Below are 20,706 nucleotides of genomic sequence, written 5' to 3' on the forward strand. Positions count from 1 at the left end.
CTCGCGTACAGAGTGCCGCATCATGGTCAAAGCGCCTGCCCTCCTTCTGTTGTCACTGGCGCTCGCCGGATGTGCCGCGACTCCGCAAGCGCATCTGGCATCCGATCTCGCCGTCAAGCCTGCGCGTTATGCCTGGGATGGCGCCGGCGAGGATCCCAACCGGCCGCGCACCGCCTCGCAGCCCACGCGAACTGGCGGCCGCGCCGAGCGCAACAGATTGCAGGCCGACGCTCAGCCCCATTCGAAGGAACGGTGGCAGGCGCAGGATGGCATCGAGGCCGAACAGGACGCCAGGGTCAACCGCTCCCTGGTTATCTGCCAGGGCTGCCTCCGCCCGCAGCCACAGGTCGAAGATTCCAGGCTCGCCAAAGCGACCGATTGAACGGAACAGCTTCGGATTGGAAACCCCGGCCGGACCGTGCGTTACGATCTCGTGCGCGAGGCCGGCAGCTGCAAGGCAATGATATGAGCGACGTCATCAACAACAAGGCCCATCACCGCTATGAGCTCGACGTGGAGGGTCATCTTGCGACCGAGCACTACCGGCTCGACGGCGGTGTCATCACCTTCGAGCACACCGACGTGCCGAAGGAGCTTGGCGGCAAGGGCATTGGCTCGAAGCTGGTGCAAGGCGCGCTCGACCAGGTCCGCGCCGACGGATTGAAGCTGATCCCGCAATGCCCGTTCGTGAAGGCGTGGATCGACAAGCACCCGGACTATGCGGATCTCGTGACACGGTGAGTGCACAGGCCCGCCGCTCGTGGCCGGCGGGCCTGCCGCACTTACGGTCTATTGTCCGTGCTTGAGCAAGTCCTGGTCATTCATATTCCAGTCCTGCCATAGCTGGAGAATGCCGAGCAGCACCACCACCGCACCGAGGGTCGTGTGATAGATGCGGAGAAATCCCTCACCGGAATAGCCGATCACGTATGGCGAGGCGATGAGCCACAGTCCGGCCAGGATCGTCATCACCTCCTGCCAGCGCTGCAAGGCGACATATTCGAGCTGGCTGATGCCAAATACGACGAGACCGACCGCAACGGTGTTCAGGATGGCCGTCTGATGACCGGTGATCGATTCATCCTGGATCGGGAACCACGGCGAGGCCACGATCACCGCGCCCAGCAGCATCCCACACCAGTCTTCCCATGTTCGATGAGTATTCAAGAAACCAGAGTCCGACATCGTACCCTCCTGCAAAGAGGCATACGTCTGCGGCTGGCGATCATGACACTCCGAATGTCTGGCGACCCTGCCGGCCGCATTCGGGCGTATGTCCTTTCTAGGACGTGGGAACCGAACTCCGGCTTGCAAGAGCGGTATCGGGAATTATTTGCGGAGCCGCGGGACCATGCTCGCCGGGCGCCATGGCCATACCGCAGTGCGGTGAGGACGGCGCGCATTTGCAGATATCTCGTCTGCGCCAATCTCCCCTGGTCTCACCTTGGCAAGGGCCGTGTCAGCCTCCTAGATCAGGAGGCAATCTGCAGTTCGGAGGGATCCCGCATGGCGGCTTCGGTACGCGACAACAAGGACAGGAGCCGCTTCGAGCTCGATGTCGGCGACGACATCGCCTTCGCCAATTACCGGCTGACGCCGTCCGCCGTAATCATCACCCACACCGAGACGCCGCGCGCGTTGCGCGGGCGCGGCATCGGCTCCGAGCTGGTCAAGGGCGCGCTCGACCTGATCCGGCGCGACGGCAAGAAGGTGATCGCCGGTTGCGGCTTCGTCGTCGACTATCTCGATCGGCATCCGGAGGATGCGGATCTGGTCGCCTGAATGCAAAAGGGCCCGCGGCGATCGCGGGCCCCTGCGGCACGACCCCAGGTCCGGTCAGTGCTTGATCTCCGGCGGCAGCTTGCCGCCATTAGCGGCGAGCTTGGACATCACCTGCTTGTGCAGCCAGACGTTCATGCTCGCCGAGTCGTTCATGTCGCCGCTGTAGCCCAGCTCCTTGGCGAGATCCTTGCGCGCAGCGAGGCTGGAATCGATGTCGAGCGCCTTCATGAGGTCGACGATGGAGGTACGCCATTCCAGCTTCTCGCCCTTGTGCGCGGCGGCCGCCTTGTCGACGATCGCCGCCACGTCGACCGCAGCCATGGGTGCGGCGGCCGGCGCCGAAGGACTTGCCGACCCTGCGGGGGCGCCCGGCGAAGCGGCGCCACCGGCCGGCGCAGCGGAGGCCGGCTGGCCGCCGAAGATCGCGCTGATGATTTTCCCGAAAATGCTCATGTCTGCTCCCCGAAAAGGAATCCGTTGGAAGGGCCTTGGTGGCACTTATAGACGAAGTTGGTGCGCCGCGCCCGCGAAGTTGCGCGACGGACAGCAGCATCAGCTTATCTGCGGCGAAATGACGACAGAATGACGCCGCATGGATTGCGTCGCGGCATCGAAATTTCACCCAAGCGTGAGGACAGGACTCGGACTTGGGAGTATGCTTGCCGTTCAGCTCGCGATGCCATCCGGAATTCGCGTCTGGTCGGGATCGTGGGATTTCAAGAGAATGGGCGGCCGCTTGCGCCGTTTGCCGGCGCCGGATGCAGCCGCTTGGCAAGGGAGCTCGCGACCATGGCCACACTCTACCAGGGCAATGTCCCCACGATGGCCCAGCCCACGGATGCGGCTGGACCGGTGATCCGAACCATACAATTGTCCGATCTGCACGACGCGCTCAGGCGCGGCTGGGAGGATTTCAAGGCCGTTCCGAGCCACGCCATCATCCTCTGCGTGATCTACCCGGTGCTCGGCCTCGTGCTCGCCCGTGTGGTGATGGGCTATTCGGTGCTGCCGCTGCTGTTTCCGCTCGCCGCGGGCTTCGCGCTGATCGGGCCCTTCGCTGCGCTCGGGCTCTACGAGCTTTCCAGCCGGCGCGAGCGCTATGAACCGGCCAGCGCCTGGGATGCCATGGAGGTGCTGCGATCGCCGTCGTTCGGCGCGATGCTCGGCCTCGGTACATTGCTGCTCGCCCTGTTCGTCACCTGGGTGGCGACCGCGCAGGCGATCTATGTCGCGGCGTTCGGCTACGAGGGCGTCACCGGATTCTCGGACTTCATGATGCGCGTGCTGACGACGCAGCAAGGCTGGTGGCTGATCGTGGTTGGCTGCGGCACCGGATTCCTGTTCGCGCTCGCCGCGCTCTGTCTCAGTGCCGTGTCGTTCCCCTTGATGCTGGACCGCCATGCCGGTGCGTTCGAGGCGATGAGCACCTCGCTGCGCGTGGTCGCGAAAAACCCGGTGCCGATGGCGGCCTGGGGCCTGATCGTGGCGGTACTGCTCGCGCTTGGCACGATCCCGGCCTTCCTCGGCCTCGCCGTTGTGGTCCCGCTGCTCGGGCACGCCACGTGGCACCTTTACCGCAAGGTGATCGCGTCCGATCCGGGCGCACGTCCGGTCCCCCCTCCGCCGCATCGACCGCGCAAGCCGGCCGCCGACTTCCCGGCCAACCTTTTCCCGTGGCGGAATCGGACTGACGTCTGACAATCTCGTGACGTGCGGCCCTGGCCGGTTCGGACAGGGCCGCGCGCCTTGCTTTGGCCGCGGTTACAGCCGAGATTATGCTGCCGGTCAGGTCAATTCACGGAAATCCATTTCATCTGATGACTCCGACGATTTCTCGTCTTGCTCTCGCAGCCTTGGCCGTCTCCGCGTCCCTTCTCTCAGTCCAGCCAGCGCCCGCCGCGGTTGCCTGCGACTCGGGCAATTTCGACGCTTGGCTGGCTGATTTCAAAACCGACGCTGCGGCGAAGGGCATCTCGCAGCAAACCATCACTGCCGGGCTTGCCGGCGTCACGTTCGACCAGAGCGTGCTCAACCGCGACCGCTCGCAAAAGGTCTTTACCCAGAGTTTCGAGGAGTTCTCCGGCCGCATGGTGCCGCCACGCTTGGAGCGCGGCTCCAACAGGATGAAGCAATACGGCTCGGTGCTCTCGCGCATCGAGCAGGCCTATGGCGTGCCGGGCGAAGTCCTGGTCGCGATCTGGGGCCTGGAGACCGATTTCGGCGTCAACACCGGCAAGTTTGCAACGATCCGCTCGCTTGCAACGCTCGCTTACGATTGCCGTCGCTCCGAGCAGTTTCGCGCCGAGCTGTTGGATGCGCTGCGCATCGTCCAGCGCGGCGATCTTGCGCCCGCCGACATGAAAGGCGCCTGGGCCGGCGAGCTCGGCCAGACCCAGTTCATGCCGTCATCCTGGATGAAATATGCCATCGACTTCGACGGCAACGGCAAGCGCGATCTTCTGCATAACGTGCCCGACGTGCTCGCCTCCACGGCCAATTATCTGGTCGGCTATGGCTGGCAGAAGGGCAAGGACTGGCAGCCGGGCAGCCCGAATTTTGAGGTGCTCAAGCAGTGGAACAAGAGCGAGGTCTACTCCAAGACCGTGGCCTATTTTGCCGCCCAGCTCGCACGCGCCCCTTAGATCTCAGCCAGCCGAAGCGCGCCGAATCGCCGCTGCCGAACCCCGGCAAGCGTGCCTCGCCTGTGGCGGCGCCGGCGCATCGCTCATGGGCGCATTTTCGGTATTCAATGGATCTTAAAGTGAATCCATATTCATATAATAGCCTCGCGTCCTATGCGAATCAGGCAGGCATGACTTGAGTCTATAAGCTGCTGAGTTGAACTTGCTGGCCGCTTATAGGCAACCTATTTCCGCGATGACCCAGATCAATTCTTGACATAAAAACCGTTATTTCATGGGTACTTATCGCCGATGCCGGACGGCCTTGGCCAAGCTCTGGGCGGAAGCGCCTTCCGGTTAATCATCCGTTACGTACGCCATGCGCATAGCGCTTAGCTGCATCGCAACATCGGAACTTTCGCACTGCACCACTCTCACCTATATTCATTTCAACGATGAGGCCTCAAGCAAAGGCTGAATCGAACTACAGGAGACTACCAATGCTGCTCTCGCTCATCCGCATGATCCAGGCCTTCCGGGACTATCAGCGCAATGTTGCCGAGCTGTCCCAGCTCAGCGATCGCGAATTGGCCGATATCGGCCTCGATCGCTCGGACATCCCGCGCGTTGCCGCCGGTCAGTATCAGGGTTGATATCCTTCAGCCCTTCACTAGAACGGACCGATAGCGCCCGCCTCGTGCGGGCGTTGTCGCATCTGGTGGCAGAAAACTCGATCTCGGCGATTCCACTCTCCGCCGAAAAGCGCTACCTGTCCGCCCCATGACAGGACCCCAATCCAACCTCGTCCACGTGATCGGTGCCGGCCTCGCCGGTTCGGAAGCTGCCTGGCAGATTGCGAAGTCCGGCGTGCCCGTGGTGCTGCACGAGATGCGGCCGACCCGCATGACCGAGGCGCACCGCACCGACGGACTTGCCGAGCTCGTCTGCTCCAACTCGTTCCGCTCGGATGACGCCGCCAACAACGCCGTCGGCCTGCTGCATGCGGAGATGCGCCGACTCGGCTCGCTGATCATGCGCGCGGCCGACGCCAACCAGGTGCCCGCCGGCGGCGCACTCGCGGTCGATCGCGACGGCTTCTCGGCGGCCGTCAGCAAGGCGCTGAACGATCATCCCCTGATCGAGATCGCACGCGATGAGGTCGCCGGCCTGCCGCCGGCCTCGTGGAGCAACGTCATCGTCGCCACCGGCCCCCTCACCTCCGCGCCGCTGGCCGACGCCATCCGCGAGCTCACCGACGAGAACGCGCTCGCCTTCTTCGACGCCATCGCGCCGATCGTGCACCGCGAGTCCATCGACATGTCGGTGGCCTGGTTCCAATCGCGCTACGACAAGGTCGGCCCCGGCGGCAACGGTGCCGACTACATCAACTGCCCCATGACCAAGGAGCAGTATGAGGGCTTCGTCGCCGCGCTGATCGCCGGCGAGAAGACCGAATTCAAGGAATGGGAGACCAACACGCCCTATTTCGACGGCTGCCTGCCGATCGAGGTGATGGCTGAACGTGGCCCCGAGACGCTGCGCCATGGTCCCATGAAGCCGGTCGGCCTCACCAACCCGCACGATCCCACCACGAAACCGTACGCGATCGTGCAACTGCGCCAGGACAACAAGCTCGGCACGCTCTACAACATCGTCGGCTTCCAGACCAAGCTGAAGTATGGCGAGCAGCAGCGCATCTTCCGCACCATTCCGGGGTTGGAGAACGCCGAATTCGCCCGCCTCGGCGGCCTGCATCGCAACACCTTCCTGAACTCGCCGAAGCTGCTCGACGGCCAGCTGCGGCTGCGCGCACAGACGCGGCTGCGCTTCGCCGGCCAGATGACGGGCTGCGAAGGCTATGTGGAATCCGCCAGCGTCGGCTTGATCGCGGGTCTCTATGCAGCCGCGGAAGCGCGCGGCGAGACGCTTGTCAGCCCGCCGGCTACGACCGCACTGGGATCGCTGCTCGGTCACATCACCGGCGGCCATATCGAGACCATCGAGCCGGGCACGCGCTCGTTCCAGCCGATGAACATCAATTTCGGCCTGTTTCCACCGCTCACGAGCGTACCAACGAAGAAGCCCGACGGCACGCGGCTGCGCGGCAACGAGAAGACGGTGGCCAAGAAGCAGGCGCTGAGCGCACGGGCGCTCGCCGATCTCGATCGCTGGATCGCCGATCACCTGCGCATTGCCGCCGCCGCGTGAGTTTGCAATGAGCTTGCCCAAAGACGACGCCGCAGAGCTGTCGGCGCGCTGGACCGAAGGCGTGATGCTCAAGCGCGACGTGTTCTCGACCGTCGAGCGCGGCCGTTTCCGCAGCGAAAGCGGCGAGATCGACGCGGTGCTGCGCCGGCTCGACGAGGTGCCATGGTGGTCGTTTCTGCTGGCACGCCACCTGTTCGCCCGCGAGAAGCAGGCCCTGGTGCGGGCCAAAGGCCTCGACGTCGGCCCCGAGCTGCTCTGGGCCGGGCGCCGCGCTCTGGTGCGCGGCTTCGTCGACGGCGTCGCGCTGCACCTGGCAAAGCCCCATGGCGATGTCGCCTATTTCCGCTCCGCCAAGGCCGCACTGCGTCGGCTGCGCCGCGCCGGCATCTGCCACAACGATCTCGCCAAGGAGCAGAACTGGCTGGTCGGCCGCGACGGCCGCGCCTATGTCACCGACTTCCAGCTCGCCGCGTGCTTCAAGCGCCGCGGCCGGCTCTATCGCATCCTCGCCTATGAGGACCTCCGGCATCTGCTCAAGCACAAGCGCTCCTACGCGCCCGAGGCGCTGACGCCGCGAGAGCGAAAGATCCTGGCGAGGAAGTCGTTCGCCGCGAGCCTGTGGCTCGCAACCGGCAAGAAGGTCTATCGCGCCATCACCCGCGGCCTGTTCAACTTCACCGATCGCGAGGGCGGCGGCCGTCGGCTCGTCAACGACGCGCCGGTGCTGGCCGAGCTGATCCGCCGGAATCCCGCCGTGCGCGACGCCGCCATCGTCGCCTTTGCCGACCGTCGCTCCGGTGTCGGGCTTTACGCCTTCGTCGAGGCCGATCAGGCCGCGCTCGAGGGCCAGCTCCGCAGCGAGCTTGCCGCCGCCAAGGGACCGAAGCCGCCCGAGCACATCCAGGTCGTGCACGCCCTGCCACGCAACGCCAGCGGCAAGCCACGCATCGAGGTCCTGCAACTGGTCGCCATGAACCAGCTCGACCTGATCGAGCCGATGATGAAGAACGAGCAGGATCTCGCCTTCCTCAAGGATATCCTGGAGCAGCGCAAGAACCTGCGCGACCGCTTCAATTTCGAGGCGAAGCTCCCGACGAGCTAGCGCGGAATCTGCGCCTTGAAGCCTCCACAATGGCGATCGAGAAGCGCTTGGATCAGGCAGGGTTGGCAGAGATCATGGGCGCTCGGGGGACGATGATGCATCGTATGGTTGGCGGAACGATCGCCGGCCTTGTGCTGCTGGCAGGGGCGCCTGCGCTGGCCGACTCACCGGCGGAGCTGATCTCCAGCTTCCGTCTCAAGCATGGTGAGGCCCGCGTCGTGCGCGACGCCACCCTCGATCGCATCGCCATGGATCAGGCCCGCGCGATGGCGGCGAAGGACGATCTCAGCCACGACGCGCTCGGCCCGTTCAACCGCCGCGTCGCTCCGGCCGGCGCGGGCCGCGCCGCCGAGAACATCGCCTACGGCTACGAAAGCTTCGAGAAGACGCTGGGCCAGTGGATCGACTCCTCCGGGCACCGCAAGAACCTGTTGCTGCACAACGCCTCGCGCGTCGGCATTGCCAGCGCCAAGAATGCGAGCGGCAAGCGCACTTATTGGGCAATGGTGATCGCCGGCGATTACGGGCTCAAGGGCAAAGGCAAGAAAAAGGACAAGGAGCCCGTCGTCGCGGTGAAGCGCGAGGTGCCGCCCGCGAGCAAGCCGAAGTCCGGCAACTGTCACGTCAAGCTGCTCGGCCTCTGCATCTGAGGCGCGACCGTCTCAGCCGCGGCGCGCGGCTTCGATCGCGGCGACGTCGATCTTCGTCATCCCCATCATCGCATCGAAGGCGCGCTTGGCCTCCGTGCCACCGGCGGCCAGCGCCTCGGTCAGCACCCGCGGCGTGATCTGCCAGGAGACTCCCCATCTGTCCTTGCACCAGCCGCACGCACTCTCCTGCCCGCCATTGCCGACGATGGCGTTCCAGTAGCGATCGGTCTCCGCCTGATCGTCGGTGGCGATCTGGAACGAGAAGGCCTCGTTGTGCTTGAAGACGGGTCCGCCATTGAGACCGAGACAGGCAACGCCGGCTACCGTGAACTCGACGGTCAGGACATCGCCTGCCTTGCCGGACGGATAGTCGCTGGGCGCGCGATGGACCGCACTCACCGCGCTGTCGGGAAACGTCTCGGCATAGAAGCGGGCCGCGGCTTCAGCATCCTTGTCGTACCAGAGGCAGATCGTGTTCTTTGCCATTGGGTATTCCCTGTGATTCCGTGCCAGATTGCGCTTCCGATCAGCATAGGCATCCCGATCTGCATGCTCCAGCTGGAACAGTCGTTTGCCCGAGCTTGCTCGCGTGCGTCATTGTGTCTACGAGGAACCTGACGATGGAGGCTCTGACGTGATCGACATCAACCAGATTCGTGCCGACACGCCTGCTGCCTCCCGGCTCGCGTATCTCCACAATGCCGGTGCGGCTCTCATGCCCGCGCCCGTCGTCGCGGCGATGAAGGGACATATCGATCTCGAGAGCGAGATCGGCGGCTATGCCGCAGCCGATCGCGCGTCAGATCGGCTCGAAGCCGTTTACGGCTCAGTGGCCCGGCTCCTGAACGCATCGCCGGAGGAAATCGCCCTGGTGGAGAACGCGACGGTTGCCTGGCAGATGGCGTTCTATTCGCTTTCATTTCGAGAGGGCGACCGGATCCTGACGGCCGAAGCGGAGTACGCCGCCAACTATGTTGCGTTTCTTCAGGCCGCCAAACGCACAGGCGCTATCATCGATGTGGTGCCGAGCGATGCGACGGGCGAGTTCGATGTCGGCGGACTCGAACGTATGATCGACGAACGCGTGAAGCTGATCGCCATTACCTGGGTTCCGACCAATGGCGGGCTGACCAATCCCGCAGCGGCCATCGGCAGGATTGCGCGAGCACACGGCATCCCCTATCTGCTCGATGCCTGCCAGGCGGTCGGCCAGATGGAGGTCGACGTCGAGGCCATCGGCTGCGACATGCTGTCGGCCACGGGACGCAAATTCCTGCGGGGACCGCGTGGTACCGGCTTTCTCTATGTGCGCGGGGCGCTCCTGCAGCAGCTCGAGCCACCGATGATCGACCATTTTGCGGCGCCCTGGGTCTCGCGCGATGAATATCGGCTCCGCGACGATGCCCGCCGCTTCGAGACATGGGAGAATAATTACGCCGCCCGGCTTGGGCTCGGCGCTGCCGTCGATTATGCGCTCGACATCGGCATGGATGCCATCGAGGAGCGCTGCCGGCTGCTCGCGGGCCGCCTTCGCAGCGGCCTCGCTTCCATTCGCGGCATCACTATTCACGACCTTGGCCGCAAGCCTGGCGCCATCGTCAGCTTCACTTTGGATGGATATGAAGCGGAGGCCATTGTCAGCAGCGCCGCGGCGGCGGGCATCACAATCGGCGCTTCAGACCCGTCGAGTACCCGCATCGATGCCGAGATCCGCGAGCTGCCGCCGCTCGTCCGGGCTTCGCCCCACTACTACAATACCCAAGCCGAGATCGACCGGTTGATCGACCACGTCGCGGATTTGACGTCACGTTAGCGCGGGCTCAGGTGCAGCGCGCGCTCAATCCGGATGCGCTGAGCCTGGCCATCACCTCGTTGAGATGGGCGGCATCGCGGGTCTCGATGACAAGCTGCAGCAGCGTCGCCTTGGCCGGCAGGTCGGAGAAGGTCCGCTGGTGTGAGACCTCGATGATGTTCGCACCCGCTTCGGCCAGCAGTGCCGCTACCGCGGCGAGCTGCCCCGGCCTGTCGGGGATATCGAGCGACAATTGCGTCAGCCGCCCCTCGCGCGCGAGCTCGCGGGTGAGCACGGAGGCGATCAGCCGCGTGTCGATATTGCCTCCGCTCAGCACGAGGCCGACCTTCTCGCCGGCAAAGCGGGACGGATCGGACATCAGCGCGGCGAGGCCGGCGGCGCCGGCGCCCTCGACGACGGTCTTCTCGATCGAGATCAGGGTCGCGACTGCACGCTCGAGCTCGGCTTCGTTGACGAGCGCAATATCGTCGACGAGGCGCCGAACGATTTCGGTGGTGATCTTGCCCGGTGATTTCACCGCGATGCCCTCGGCGAGCGTATCGCCGCGCGCCGGCAGATTGCCGTCGTGAATGGCGTTGTACATCGAGGGATAGAGCCAGGCCTCGACGCCCAGTATCCTGAGCGTCGGCTTGATCAACTTCGCGGCAATGGCAATCCCGCTGATCAAACCGCCGCCGCCGATCGGGACGACCAGCGTGTCGAGCTCCGGGACCGCCTTCAGCATTTCCAGCCCGATCGTGCCCTGCCCGGCGATGACGAGCGGATCGTCGTAAGGATGGACGAAGACCATGCCGTGCGCTTCACCGTGGCTGCGCGCAAAGGCGGCCGCCTCCTCCAGCGTCGCGCCCGTGACCACCACCTCGGCGCCGTGATGCCGGGTGTTCTCGATCTTCACCATGGGCGTGCCGATCGGCATCACGATGGTGGCGGGAATGCCGAGCCGCTTGGCGTGGTAGGCAACGCCTTGCGCGTGGTTGCCCGCGGACATCGCGATCACGCCCCGCGCGCGCTCTTCCGGCGTCAGCGCGGTGAGCCGGTTGAGCGCGCCGCGCTCCTTGAACGAGGAGGTGAACTGCAGGTTCTCGAATTTGAGCCAGATGTCGCAGCCGCAGATGCTGCTCAGCGTCCGGCTGTGGCTACAGGGCGTCTCGACAACGGCGCCTTGGATGGTCTTGGCGGCGGCGTGAATGTCTTCAGGGGCGACCGGAAGGCCGCTGAGATCGAACGAGCTTTGGGACATGTCAGCCATAGGACAGCATAGAGCATTTGGGCGGGCCAGGCGATAAGCCGGCGTCTATTTGGTAAATTCACGCGATCGCGAGGCGCGCCACAGCGTCCAGAGCGTGCGCAACCGCGAGGTCGGCTGGAACGTAAACGGATTGCGTCCCGGGCGCGACAGGCGCTCGAGATCGGCCTGCGCCTGGCGCAGCGGCAGAAACGCCGGCCGCAACGGCGGCGGCAGCTGCGCCAGCAGCGATGAAGCCGCGGTCATATGCTGCCGGGCTTCACCCGCGAGCTGCTCAAGCACCGCATAGAGATTGGGTGTCTGCTTGCCGGCGAAGACATCCTCCATGCTGCAATCGTGCTTCTCCAGCACCTGCTGCGGCACGAACAATTGCCGGCGCGCGGCATCGCGCGGCAGATTGGCCATGACCTGCACGATACCCTGCGCCAGCCCGGCATGGCGGGCGACATGCTCGGTCGCCTCCGAAGGCGGTCCCAGCACTTGCGCTGCCAGGGCGAACAGCGCCGATGAGGTCGCCGCGAGGTAACCTTCCAGCGCGGCCATGGTCGGCATCGGGTCGTTGTAGAGATCGAACTGATGCTCCTCGGCAAGCAGCGACAGCGGCTCGACCGGCAGGTCGAAATCGCGGATCGCGCGAAGCAGCTCGGCTGCCACCGGATTGCCCTCGGCGCTGCCATGGACATGGCCCGACAGCATGTCGGTCCACCATTGCAGGCGGATCTCGCCAGGCAAGGGCTGGCTCACCTGGTCGCGGACGCGGACGATCTCGACGTTGAAGGCAAAGATCGCAAGTAACGCGCGGCGCTCGGCGGCCGGCGCGAACAGGGTCGCGGCGTAGCGCGGAAAGTCATGACTGCGCACGAGATCGGCGCAAAAAGCAAAGGAGTCGGGAGGCGGCGCCGGGTTGCTCATGGCACGGCGATCAGCGCGGCGGCAACCCGCCGCCGTTCGCCGATCATGATGTTGTAGGTGCGCACGGCCGGGCCGGTCTGCATCGTGTCCAGTACAACCCTCACCGCCTTGAGCGCCTGACGCAGCTCCGGCGGCGGCAGCCACAACCCCGTTCCAGTGCCGACCAGGAGCGTGTCGATGCTGTTGGCCGCCGTGAACACCCGATCCAGCGAGTAGCGGTCGATCTTCGCGGGATCGATCACGTCCCAGGCCCAGATCGCGTCGGGCAGGCAGAGCAGCGAGCCCCGATGGGACATGCCGGCAAAGGCGAAGCCGCCCTTGCCGTAGGCGTCGATCGCCGCCGAGCGCGGGAAATGCGGAGCGTTGGGATCGCCGGCCATGAGCTTCGTCCGAATGGGCTTACTGCCCTCGCAAACGCCTGCAAGGGCTTGAGGTTCGGATCATGCCTTGCTTTTCTTCGCCGGCGTCGCCGTATCGGGCGCGTCTTCGCGGTGCTCGCCGACGCCGAGATAGATCAGGATCGGCGCTGCAATGAAGATCGAAGTGTAGGTGCCGACCAGCACCACGCCGAACATCATCACCGCGGTGAAGCTGTGGATGGCATGGCCGCCGAACAAGAGCAGCGCGAGCAGCGCGAGCGTCACCGTGACGTGAGTGATAATCGAGCGCGACAGCGTCGAGTTGATGGATTCATTGAGCAGCTGGGGCATCGGCATCTTCTTGTAGCGACGCAGCATTTCCCGGATGCGGTCGTAGATGACGACGGTATCGTTGAGCGAATAGCCGAGAATGGTCAGCAACGCCGCGATGCTGGTCAGGTCGAAATCGACCTGGCTGATCGACATGAAGCCGATCGTCAGCACGATGTCGTGCACGTTGGCGATCATGGCGCCCAGCGCGAACTGCCATTCGAACCGGAACCAGAGATAAATCAGGATCCCAACGATCGCGAGCATCAGGCCGAGCATGCCGTAGGCCAGGAGCTCGCCCGCGACGCGCGGGCCGATCACCTCGGTGCGCTCAATGCTGACGTTATCTCCGAGCGCGCCACGAAGTTTCTGCAACGCTTGCTGCTGCGCGACGTCTCCGCCGGGCTGTTCCGCAACTCGGATCAGGACGTTCTCAGGGCCGCCAAACTCCTGCAACTGGACTTCACCCAAACCCAGCTTGTCAAGCGAGGTACGCATCGCGGCGATGTCGACGGTGCCGGACTTCGCCTTCACCTCCAACAGCGTGCCGCCCTTGAAGTCGATACCGAGGTTCAGACCATGGGTGAAGAACAATACGATCGCGACGATCGACAGCGCCGCCGAGATCGGAAAGCTGATGCGACGGAAGCGCGTGAAGTCGAAATGCGTATCGTCGGGGACGATGCGCAGCGACGGCAGCAGGCCAAGCGCCGAGACCACGGTGAGAATGGCGATGAGAACGCCGAGCCCGATGAGAACGGTCTGAGTCACGATCAGGCTCCTAGATCGGCACGCTCTGCGGCCGCTTCCACCGCACCCACCAGGCGACGATCAGCCGGGTCAGGGTGAAGGCGGTGAACACCGTTGTGATGATGCCGATGCCGAGCGTCACGGCAAAGCCGCGCACCGGGCCGGTGCCGATGTAGAACAGCACCGCGGCGGCAATGAAGGTGGTGATGTTGGAATCGAGGATGGTGGCAAGCGCCCGCTTGAAACCGGCGTCGATCGCCGAGATCGCGTTGCGGCCGCCGCGCAATTCCTCGCGGATGCGTTCGTAGATCAGCACGTTGGAGTCGACCGCGATGCCGACGGTGAGCACGATGCCGGCGATGCCGGGCAGCGTCAGCGTGGCGTTGAGCAGCGACAATAGGCCGAAGATCATGGCGACGTTGATGGCCACCGCGATATTGGCGAACACGCCGAAGAGCCGGTAGGTCAGGAGCATGAAGATGATGACGAGGATCGAGCCCACATAGGCCGCAAGTTCGCCCTTCTCGATCGAGTCCTGGCCGAGTCCCGGACCCACGGTGCGCTCCTCGACCACCGTGAGCGGTGCCGGCAATGCGCCGGCGCGCAGGAGAATCGCGAGATCGTTGGCCGATTGCACCGTGAAATTGCCGGAGATCTGGCCCTGGCCGCCGGTGATGGGTTCGCGGATGACGGGCGCCGAGATCACCTTGTTGTCCAGCACGATCGCGAACGGCAGTCCCACATTCTCCTGCGTGGCCTGCGAGAATTTGCGCGCGCCCGAGGTGTTGAACTTGAAGCTGACGACCGGCTCACCCGTGCGCTGGTCGAAGGTCGCCTGCGCATCGGTCAGGTCGCCGCCGGCGACCAGCACCTGCTTCTTGACCACATAGGGCGTCGGCGGAGGCGAGGCGCTCATCAGCAGTTCGGATTCCGGCGGCACCCTGCCCGCTTGCGCCTGATCCGGCGGCACGGAGGTGTCGACCATGCGGAATTCCATCTTCGCGGTCCTGCCCAGCAGTTCCTTCAGGCGGGTCGGGTCCTGAAGACCGGGGACCTGCACCAGGATGCGGTCGTTACCCTGGCGCTGGATGACGGGCTCGACGGTGCCGAGCTCGTTGACGCGGCGTTCGACGATCTGGATCGACTGCTCGATGGTCTTGCGCAGGCGATCGAGCACCGCAGCCTGCGGGACGCTCAGGCGGATCACCCCGCCGCCGGCATCAGTCACCTCGAGGTCGCGCTGACCGCTGGATCCCATCAGGCCGCCCAGCGGCTGGGACAGCTCGCGCAGCTTGGCAAGCGCCGGCTGCGCATCGGTCTCCTTGGTGATGCGAACCTCGACGGCATCGTTGCGCACGGTGACGCCGCCGGTGAATCCGATCTTGGCGTCGCGCAGGGTCCGGCGAACGTCGTCGCGGACCTGGTCGAGCCGCTCCTTCTTCACATAGGCAGCGTCGACCTCGAGCAGCAGATAGGAGCCGCCCTGGAGGTCGAGGCCGAGCACGATGCGGCGCTGCGCCCAGGCGGGCCAGCTCTTGACTTGCGCCTCGGGGAAGAAGTTGGGGACCGCGCAGAGGCACACGATCAGCGCCGTCAGGATAATCCCCAGCGCCTTCCACCGCGTGAAATACAACATCGACTGGACCTGTCAGATCAGGAGACTTGAGACTCGCGGTGAAGCTCTCACTTCGCCGCGGTGTCGTCCTTGACGCTCTCTTTTGCGCTTTCCTTGGCCGGCTCGCCCTTGGCGCGCACGCCCGAGATCATCTGGCGCATCTGCCGCACGCGCACGCCGTCGGAAATCTCGAACTCGATCTGGTCGTCGTCGACCACCTTGGTGACCTTGCCGACGAGACCTCCCGAGGTCACGATGGTGTCGCCGCGGCGGATATTCTTCACGAGCTCGGCGTGGTCGCGGACCTTCTTCTGCTGCGGGCGCAGAATCAGGAAGTACATGATCACGAAGATCAGGGCGAACGGCAGCAGCGACATCAACATGCTGTTGGTGTCGCCAGCGGCCGCGGCCTGGGCATACGCAGGGGTAATCAGCATTCGGACGATCCTCGTGAGAACGGGGGAAAGCCGGTCAGGCCCTCAAAGGCGACCGGTTCGGTCAAATTCGCGCGGACTATAGCGGCCATTGCCCCAATTGCAACGCTGCCAGGCTGCCCTTTTGGGCCACCTTGCGGCGGCCCGTCAGGCCCGATAAGGCTGCGTTCTCAGGAACTTCGGACATGCCCAAAAACCATAGCAAAAGCCCGGCCGGCAAAGGCCCCCGCACCCCTGCCAACAAGCCCACCCGCCTCGCGGCAAAACGCCCCACGGCGGCGGTCACCAAGGCAGGCCCGGACCTCGCGCAGGAGCGCATCCTCCGCGCCCTGGAGACCATTGCGGCGCACCTCTCCGCGCAGGGCAAGCCGGCGGTCGAGGCCGAGTCGTTCAAGCGGGCGGACGCCTATGTCTGGCATCCCGACGGACGCCTCTCGGCGGTGCCGCGCGTGAGCCGCGTCGAGCTGTTCCTGCTCAAGGGCGTCGACCGGATGCGCGACATCCTGATGGAGAACACCGAGCGCTTCGCCAACGGCCTGCCCGCCAACAACGCCCTGCTCTGGGGCGCACGCGGAATGGGCAAGTCGTCACTGGTGAAGGCGGCGCATGCCAGCATCAACGCGGAGCGCAAACCGGCCGACAAGCTCAAGCTGATCGAGATCCACCGTGAGGACATCGAGAGCCTGCCGGCCCTGATGGAGCAGCTGCGGGCCTCCTCCTTCCGCTTCATCGTGTTCTGCGACGACCTCTCCTTCGACGGCAACGATGCCTCCTACAAGTCGCTCAAGGCGGTGCTCGAAGGCGGCATCGAGGGCCGGCCCGAGAACGTCATCCTCTACGCCACCTCCAACCGGCGCCATCTGCTGGCGCGCGAGATGATCGAGAACGAGCGCTCGACCGCGATCAATCCGGGCGAAGCGGTGGAGGAGAAGGTCTCGCTGTCGGATCGCTTCGGCCTCTGGCTCGGCTTCCACCGCTGCAGCCAGGACGAATATCTCGCCATGGTGCGCGGCTATTGCAGCCATTTCGGGATCAGGGTCGACGACGAGACGCTCGAGCGCGAGGCGCTGGAATGGTCGACGACGCGCGGCTCGCGCTCGGGCCGCGTCGCCTGGCAGTTCGTGCAGGAGCTGGCGGGACGGCTGGGTGTGAAGCTGACGGCGTAGTAGCGCGAGCTGTTACCCCGAATTCAACTGTCATCGCCCGCCTTGTACGCACTTGCGCACTGGAGCGGGCGATGCAGTATTCCAGAGACGGTTGTTGTCAATCGAGAGGCCGCGGCGTACTGGGTCGCCCGGTCGAGCCGGGCGACGACACCGTTCGTGCGGAGGCTACGTAAGTCTCACGCCCCGTTGAGGAATTGAAGCGGGTCAACCGGGCTCGATCCCTTGCGGATCTCGAAGTGGAGCTGCGGCGACGCCACCTCCCCGGATTGACCCGACTTGGCAATGACCTGGCCGCGCTTGATGGTATCGCCGCGCTTCACCAACAGCTCACTCGCATGGGCATATGCGGTGACGTAGCCGTTGGAGTGCCGAACCAGAACCAGATTGCCGTAACCCTTCAGCTCGTTGCCGGAATAGGCGACGACGCCATCTTCGGCCGCCTTGACCGGCGTCCCCTCGGGCACCGCCAGATTGATGCCGTCATTGGACTTGCCATTGGTCTTGGCACCGTAGCTCGTGACCACCTTGCCGCGAACGGGCCAGCGGAAGGTCGGCAGCGCGCCGGTGGCCTCCGCAGCCTTCGCCGGCGTCTCGGCAGCCTTCTCTTCCACATTGCTCGTGGCCTGGGCGAGCCGCGCGCTCTGCACGGGCGCGGCGGCAGTGGCCATCTTGGTCGCGGGCGCCGGAGCTGCCGGAACGGGCTGGAGCGTTCCAGCCACCGGTGCAGCCGCGACCGGAGCCGCAGCAACCGGCGCCGCAACGGCAGCGGTCTTGGCCCCGGGCACGGTCAGCTTGGTGCCGAGCTTCAGCTTCGCCGACGGATCGATGCCGTTGGCACGGGCGAGCTCTGCCGCCGAGATGCGGTTCTTGCGCGCGATGCTGGCGAGCGTGTCGCCGCGGTTGACGAAGTGCGTGCTCGGCGGCGCCGCGACGGCAGCAACCGGCTTCGCCGCAGGCGCTGCGGCGACCGGAGCCGTCGCTGGCGCCGGCGCCGCTGCCGTTGCCGGCGACGGAATGATCAGCTGCTGGCCGGGCGAGAGCGCCCGCGGACCCTTGTAGCCGTTGGCGGCAAGGATCGCCTGCGGCGTGACGCGATAGCGCTTGGCGAGCACGTCGAGCGTGTCGCTGGTGCCGACGATGATCTTGGTCCCGCCGGCCGGCTGGGCGGCCGCGACCGACTTCGGCGGGACGGTCGCCGTGGTCTCCAGATGCGGTTGCGCCGGAGGCGCATATGAGCTGACGCCGCGTCCGCCACCGGACACCCCGCCCCCGGAGGCAACGGGATAGGACTGCGGGGCAGATACCGCGGGCGGAGGCAAAGCCTGCGACTGGTAGTAACCGGGCTGCGTCTGCGGCCGCGCATATTGCGGCAACTCACGCTGCTGCGGCGGCGGCTGCTGCACCGAACCGGTCTGCTCGGAGGCGAAAGGATTGGAGAAGTTGGTCTGGGACAGCCGCGACGACATGTCGGCGCTGCACCCTGCAAAGCTGAAGGAGATCAGCGCCAGCACCGCGACCTGCGGCACGCGGCGCGAGTAAAGCAACTCGGCGACAGCGGACATGGTTACTCACTCGTACGCAACAGAACTGGTGTTTTAAGTAAACACGCGGCGAGTAAATAACGGCTTAACCCTCACAATAAGATGTTGGCGGCACTGCCGATCCGGGATTCTACAGCTCCCGCGCCACCCCGGGCAGTGCCGGCACGAAGCGGACCTCGACGAGTTCCTTGCGCTCGATTCCGGTTTCGCTACGAGCCAGGCGGGTCAGCGTCTGCACGCCCTGATGCGGGCCGACCGGGGCAATCAGGATGCCCCCGACCTCAAGCCGCTCGACCAGGTTCTCCGGTATCTGCTCCATCGCCGCGGTGACGATGATGCGATCGAACGGGCCGATGTTGGGAGGCAGATTGAGACCGTCACCGAGCATCACCTCGACATTGTGACAATCGAGCTTCTCAAGCCGGGCGCGTGCCGTGTCGGCGAGCTTGCGATAGCGCTCGACGGTCAGCACCTGGCCGGCGAGCCGCGACAGCACGGCGGCCTGGTAGCCGGAGCCGGTGCCGATTTCGAGCACCCGGTGCTGCTTCTGGAGCTGGAGCTGCTCGGTCATGTAGGCGACGACGAAGGGCTGGCTGATGGTCTGCCCGCAGGCGATCGGCAGCGCGCTGTCACGATAGGCGCCCTCGCGATCGGCCTCGTCGACGAAAAGCTCGCGCGGCACCTCTTCCATGGTCCGCAGCACGGCCTGATCGCTGATGCCCCGACGCCTCAGCGTGAGCTGAAACATCATCTTTTCCGGCGGGTGCTGGTGGGACGTCATTGCTGCTATCGCTCGTCTCGTCTGGCGGATCGCCGTACTGCACCGCAAGAACCCGAGACGAGAATCTTGTTCCGGCTCAGGAACTCATGATATCCTTTCGGCGCAGCATTTGACCACAACAAGGCCTTCAAAGCGCTAAGCCATTTGCGAGGTTTGCGTTCGCCGAAACGCGCATTGCGTCGCCTATCGTTATCTGCGAACGTTCACGAGAATGGGCAAGGACTCAACCATGACTGCGACAGGGCTTTCGGGCCGCTCTGTTTTCCTCGTCGAGGACGAGGTCATGATCAGAATGATGGTCGCAGACATGTTGGAGGAGCTTGGCTACAAGGTTGCCGCCGAAGCGGGCGACATCAATGAGGCCATGCGGCTTGCGCAATCCACCGAGTTCGATCTCGCCATTCTCGATGTCAACGTCAACGGCAAGGTCATCTCGCCGGTCGCCGATGTCATCATGGCCAAGGGCTGCCCGTTCATCTTCGCCACCGGTTACGGCTCCTCCGGCCTGCCCGAGCAATATCGCGACCGGCCGGCGCTCCAGAAGCCGTTTCAGCTCGACGCGCTCGGCAAGACTATCGAGGCTGCGCTTCGCGGCAGCTAACCTTTATTTCAGGGTGAGGCCAAGCTGCTCCGAAAACGCCTCGTCGGTACGGTCGAGCCTGAGCGGGGTGACCGAGACGTAGCGCTCGCGCAGCGCCGCGAGATCGGTGCCGTCGGCGGGCGTGTCGAGCATCGCGGTCCGCTCGAAGCCGATCCAGAAATAAGGATTACCGCGGCCGTCCCGGCGCTCGTCGATCCTGAGGAAGCCGAGATTGCGCTTGCCTTGCCGCGTGACGCGGATGCCCAGCACATCCTCCGGCGCGCAGGACGGGAAGTTGATGTTGATGACGGTGTCCTTCGGAACGCCGGCGGCGATCACCTTGCGCAGGATATCCGGCCCGAATTTGCGAGCCGTGTCCCACGGCGGCCGTTCGCGGGTCTCGACGCTGAACTCCTGCGACAATGCGAATGACGGCAACCCCAGGATGGTGCCTTCCAATGCGCCGGCAATAGTGCCGGAATAGACCACGTCCTCGGCGACGTTGCGGCCCTTATTGACGCCGGACAGCACGACATCGGGCAGCTTGGCTCCCAGGATATGGCGCGCTCCCATGATGACGCAGTCGGTCGGCGTGCCGCGCACGGCGAAGTGCCGTGGGCCGACCTCGCGCAGACGCAAGGGATCGTTCAGCGACAGCGAGTGCGACACGCCGGACTGGTCGAGCTCGGGCGCCACCACCCAGACATCATCGGTCAAAGCGCGCGCAATCTCCTCCACGACCTTGAGGCCGGGAGCGTGGATGCCGTCGTCATTGGTGCAGAGAATGCGCATGCGGAAGGGTCGATTCCTGAAAGC

24 protein-coding genes are annotated in these 20,706 nt (G+C 64.9%); 12 read left to right on the forward strand and 12 right to left on the reverse strand.

The window, feature by feature from the left end:
* The first annotated feature begins 22 nt into the window (after window positions 1-22).
* On the forward strand, window positions 23-382 hold the full coding sequence (locus I6F17_RS17525) for a hypothetical protein (RefSeq protein WP_225129287.1): 360 nt from the start codon (window positions 23-25) through the stop codon (window positions 380-382).
* 83 nt (window positions 383-465) lie between these two features.
* Complete coding sequence (locus I6F17_RS17530; protein ID WP_036028195.1) at window positions 466-741, forward strand: GNAT family N-acetyltransferase; 276 nt, start codon at window positions 466-468, stop codon at window positions 739-741.
* A gap of 48 nt (window positions 742-789) precedes the next feature.
* Here the strand turns inward: I6F17_RS17530 and I6F17_RS17535 are convergent, their stop codons facing one another.
* Window positions 790-1,185, reverse strand: a complete 396-nt coding sequence (locus I6F17_RS17535; protein WP_225129285.1) for an SPW repeat protein — start codon at window positions 1,183-1,185, stop codon at window positions 790-792.
* A 321-nt stretch (window positions 1,186-1,506) separates the two neighbouring features.
* Here I6F17_RS17535 and I6F17_RS17540 point away from each other — a divergent pair, with 321 nt between their 5' ends.
* Window positions 1,507-1,782, forward strand: a complete 276-nt coding sequence (locus I6F17_RS17540) for a GNAT family N-acetyltransferase (RefSeq protein WP_036044205.1) — start codon at window positions 1,507-1,509, stop codon at window positions 1,780-1,782.
* A 54-nt stretch (window positions 1,783-1,836) separates the two neighbouring features.
* On the opposite strand, the gene I6F17_RS17545 is transcribed toward I6F17_RS17540, so the two are convergent.
* On the reverse strand, window positions 1,837-2,235 hold the full coding sequence (locus I6F17_RS17545; protein WP_036028199.1) for a DUF3597 domain-containing protein: 399 nt from the start codon (window positions 2,233-2,235) through the stop codon (window positions 1,837-1,839).
* Between the two features lie 336 nt (window positions 2,236-2,571).
* On the opposite strand from I6F17_RS17545, the gene I6F17_RS17550 reads away from it, so the two are divergent.
* The 6 genes from I6F17_RS17550 (at window position 2,572) to I6F17_RS17575 (ending at window position 8,363) form a co-directional block, all read left to right on the forward strand.
* Window positions 2,572-3,480, forward strand: a complete 909-nt coding sequence (locus I6F17_RS17550) for a DUF2189 domain-containing protein (protein WP_225129283.1) — start codon at window positions 2,572-2,574, stop codon at window positions 3,478-3,480.
* Between the two features lie 119 nt (window positions 3,481-3,599).
* The gene (locus I6F17_RS17555) at window positions 3,600-4,424 is read left to right on the forward strand and encodes a lytic murein transglycosylase (RefSeq protein WP_036028201.1); all 825 of its coding nucleotides are present in this window, start codon (window positions 3,600-3,602) and stop codon (window positions 4,422-4,424) included.
* Window positions 4,425-4,903: 479 nt separating this feature from the next.
* Entirely contained in the window at window positions 4,904-5,056 is a 153-nt protein-coding gene (locus tag I6F17_RS17560) for a DUF1127 domain-containing protein (protein WP_007590701.1), read from the forward strand.
* Window positions 5,057-5,183: 127 nt separating this feature from the next.
* Window positions 5,184-6,611 carry a methylenetetrahydrofolate--tRNA-(uracil(54)-C(5))-methyltransferase (FADH(2)-oxidizing) TrmFO gene (trmFO, locus tag I6F17_RS17565; RefSeq protein ID WP_225129281.1) on the forward strand — a complete coding sequence of 476 codons (1,428 nt, stop codon included), beginning with the start codon at window positions 5,184-5,186 and terminating at the stop codon, window positions 6,609-6,611.
* A gap of 7 nt (window positions 6,612-6,618) precedes the next feature.
* The gene (locus I6F17_RS17570) at window positions 6,619-7,713 is read left to right on the forward strand and encodes a serine/threonine protein kinase (protein ID WP_225129279.1); all 1,095 of its coding nucleotides are present in this window, start codon (window positions 6,619-6,621) and stop codon (window positions 7,711-7,713) included.
* Window positions 7,714-7,808: 95 nt separating this feature from the next.
* Complete coding sequence (locus tag I6F17_RS17575) at window positions 7,809-8,363, forward strand: CAP domain-containing protein (protein ID WP_198399917.1); 555 nt, start codon at window positions 7,809-7,811, stop codon at window positions 8,361-8,363.
* A 12-nt stretch (window positions 8,364-8,375) separates the two neighbouring features.
* On the opposite strand, the gene I6F17_RS17580 is transcribed toward I6F17_RS17575, so the two are convergent.
* Window positions 8,376-8,849, reverse strand: a complete 474-nt coding sequence (locus tag I6F17_RS17580; protein WP_008547150.1) for a VOC family protein — start codon at window positions 8,847-8,849, stop codon at window positions 8,376-8,378.
* Between the two features lie 148 nt (window positions 8,850-8,997).
* Between I6F17_RS17580 and I6F17_RS17585 the strand changes: the two genes are divergently transcribed.
* Window positions 8,998-10,176: an aminotransferase class V-fold PLP-dependent enzyme gene (locus I6F17_RS17585; RefSeq protein WP_225129277.1), complete on the forward strand. Its 1,179-nt coding sequence runs from the start codon at window positions 8,998-9,000 to the stop codon at window positions 10,174-10,176.
* A 7-nt stretch (window positions 10,177-10,183) separates the two neighbouring features.
* On the opposite strand, the gene I6F17_RS17590 is transcribed toward I6F17_RS17585, so the two are convergent.
* Genes I6F17_RS17590 through yajC form a run of 6 tightly spaced genes read right to left on the reverse strand, consistent with a single transcriptional unit; the run spans window position 10,184 to window position 15,825 of the window.
* Complete coding sequence (locus I6F17_RS17590) at window positions 10,184-11,425, reverse strand: threonine ammonia-lyase (protein WP_225129275.1); 1,242 nt, start codon at window positions 11,423-11,425, stop codon at window positions 10,184-10,186.
* A 45-nt stretch (window positions 11,426-11,470) separates the two neighbouring features.
* Entirely contained in the window at window positions 11,471-12,334 is an 864-nt protein-coding gene (locus I6F17_RS17595; RefSeq protein WP_225129273.1) for a phytoene/squalene synthase family protein, read from the reverse strand.
* Window positions 12,331-12,714, reverse strand: a complete 384-nt coding sequence (locus I6F17_RS17600; RefSeq protein ID WP_225129271.1) for an MTH938/NDUFAF3 family protein — start codon at window positions 12,712-12,714, stop codon at window positions 12,331-12,333. The genes I6F17_RS17595 and I6F17_RS17600 overlap by 4 nt, the downstream gene beginning before the upstream one ends.
* A 60-nt stretch (window positions 12,715-12,774) precedes the next feature.
* Window positions 12,775-13,794 (reverse strand): protein translocase subunit SecF, encoded by a 1,020-nt coding sequence (gene secF, locus I6F17_RS17605; RefSeq protein WP_225129269.1) that lies wholly within the window; start codon window positions 13,792-13,794, stop codon window positions 12,775-12,777.
* A gap of 10 nt (window positions 13,795-13,804) precedes the next feature.
* Window positions 13,805-15,409 (reverse strand): protein translocase subunit SecD, encoded by a 1,605-nt coding sequence (gene secD, locus I6F17_RS17610; RefSeq protein ID WP_036044231.1) that lies wholly within the window; start codon window positions 15,407-15,409, stop codon window positions 13,805-13,807.
* A gap of 47 nt (window positions 15,410-15,456) precedes the next feature.
* Window positions 15,457-15,825 (reverse strand): preprotein translocase subunit YajC, encoded by a 369-nt coding sequence (yajC, locus tag I6F17_RS17615; RefSeq protein WP_225129266.1) that lies wholly within the window; start codon window positions 15,823-15,825, stop codon window positions 15,457-15,459.
* 182 nt (window positions 15,826-16,007) lie between these two features.
* On the opposite strand from yajC, the gene I6F17_RS17620 reads away from it, so the two are divergent.
* Window positions 16,008-16,988 (forward strand): ATP-binding protein, encoded by a 981-nt coding sequence (locus I6F17_RS17620; protein WP_225190438.1) that lies wholly within the window; start codon window positions 16,008-16,010, stop codon window positions 16,986-16,988.
* Window positions 16,989-17,164: 176 nt separating this feature from the next.
* Here the strand turns inward: I6F17_RS17620 and I6F17_RS17625 are convergent, their stop codons facing one another.
* Both I6F17_RS17625 and I6F17_RS17630 read right to left on the reverse strand, forming a co-directional pair.
* Complete coding sequence (locus I6F17_RS17625) at window positions 17,165-18,550, reverse strand: LysM peptidoglycan-binding domain-containing M23 family metallopeptidase (protein WP_225124152.1); 1,386 nt, start codon at window positions 18,548-18,550, stop codon at window positions 17,165-17,167.
* A 109-nt stretch (window positions 18,551-18,659) separates the two neighbouring features.
* Complete coding sequence (locus I6F17_RS17630; RefSeq protein WP_085969151.1) at window positions 18,660-19,310, reverse strand: protein-L-isoaspartate(D-aspartate) O-methyltransferase; 651 nt, start codon at window positions 19,308-19,310, stop codon at window positions 18,660-18,662.
* Between the two features lie 229 nt (window positions 19,311-19,539).
* Between I6F17_RS17630 and I6F17_RS17635 the strand changes: the two genes are divergently transcribed.
* The gene (locus tag I6F17_RS17635; RefSeq protein ID WP_036044248.1) at window positions 19,540-19,911 is read left to right on the forward strand and encodes a response regulator; all 372 of its coding nucleotides are present in this window, start codon (window positions 19,540-19,542) and stop codon (window positions 19,909-19,911) included.
* Window positions 19,912-19,914: 3 nt separating this feature from the next.
* Here the strand turns inward: I6F17_RS17635 and surE are convergent, their stop codons facing one another.
* Window positions 19,915-20,682, reverse strand: a complete 768-nt coding sequence (surE, locus tag I6F17_RS17640) for a 5'/3'-nucleotidase SurE (protein WP_192893197.1) — start codon at window positions 20,680-20,682, stop codon at window positions 19,915-19,917.
* Window positions 20,683-20,706 lie beyond the last annotated feature (24 nt).

It is taken from the genome of Bradyrhizobium sp. NBAIM18 (assembly GCF_020193825.1).
Classification (GTDB): Bacteria; Pseudomonadota; Alphaproteobacteria; order Rhizobiales; family Xanthobacteraceae; genus Bradyrhizobium; species Bradyrhizobium yuanmingense.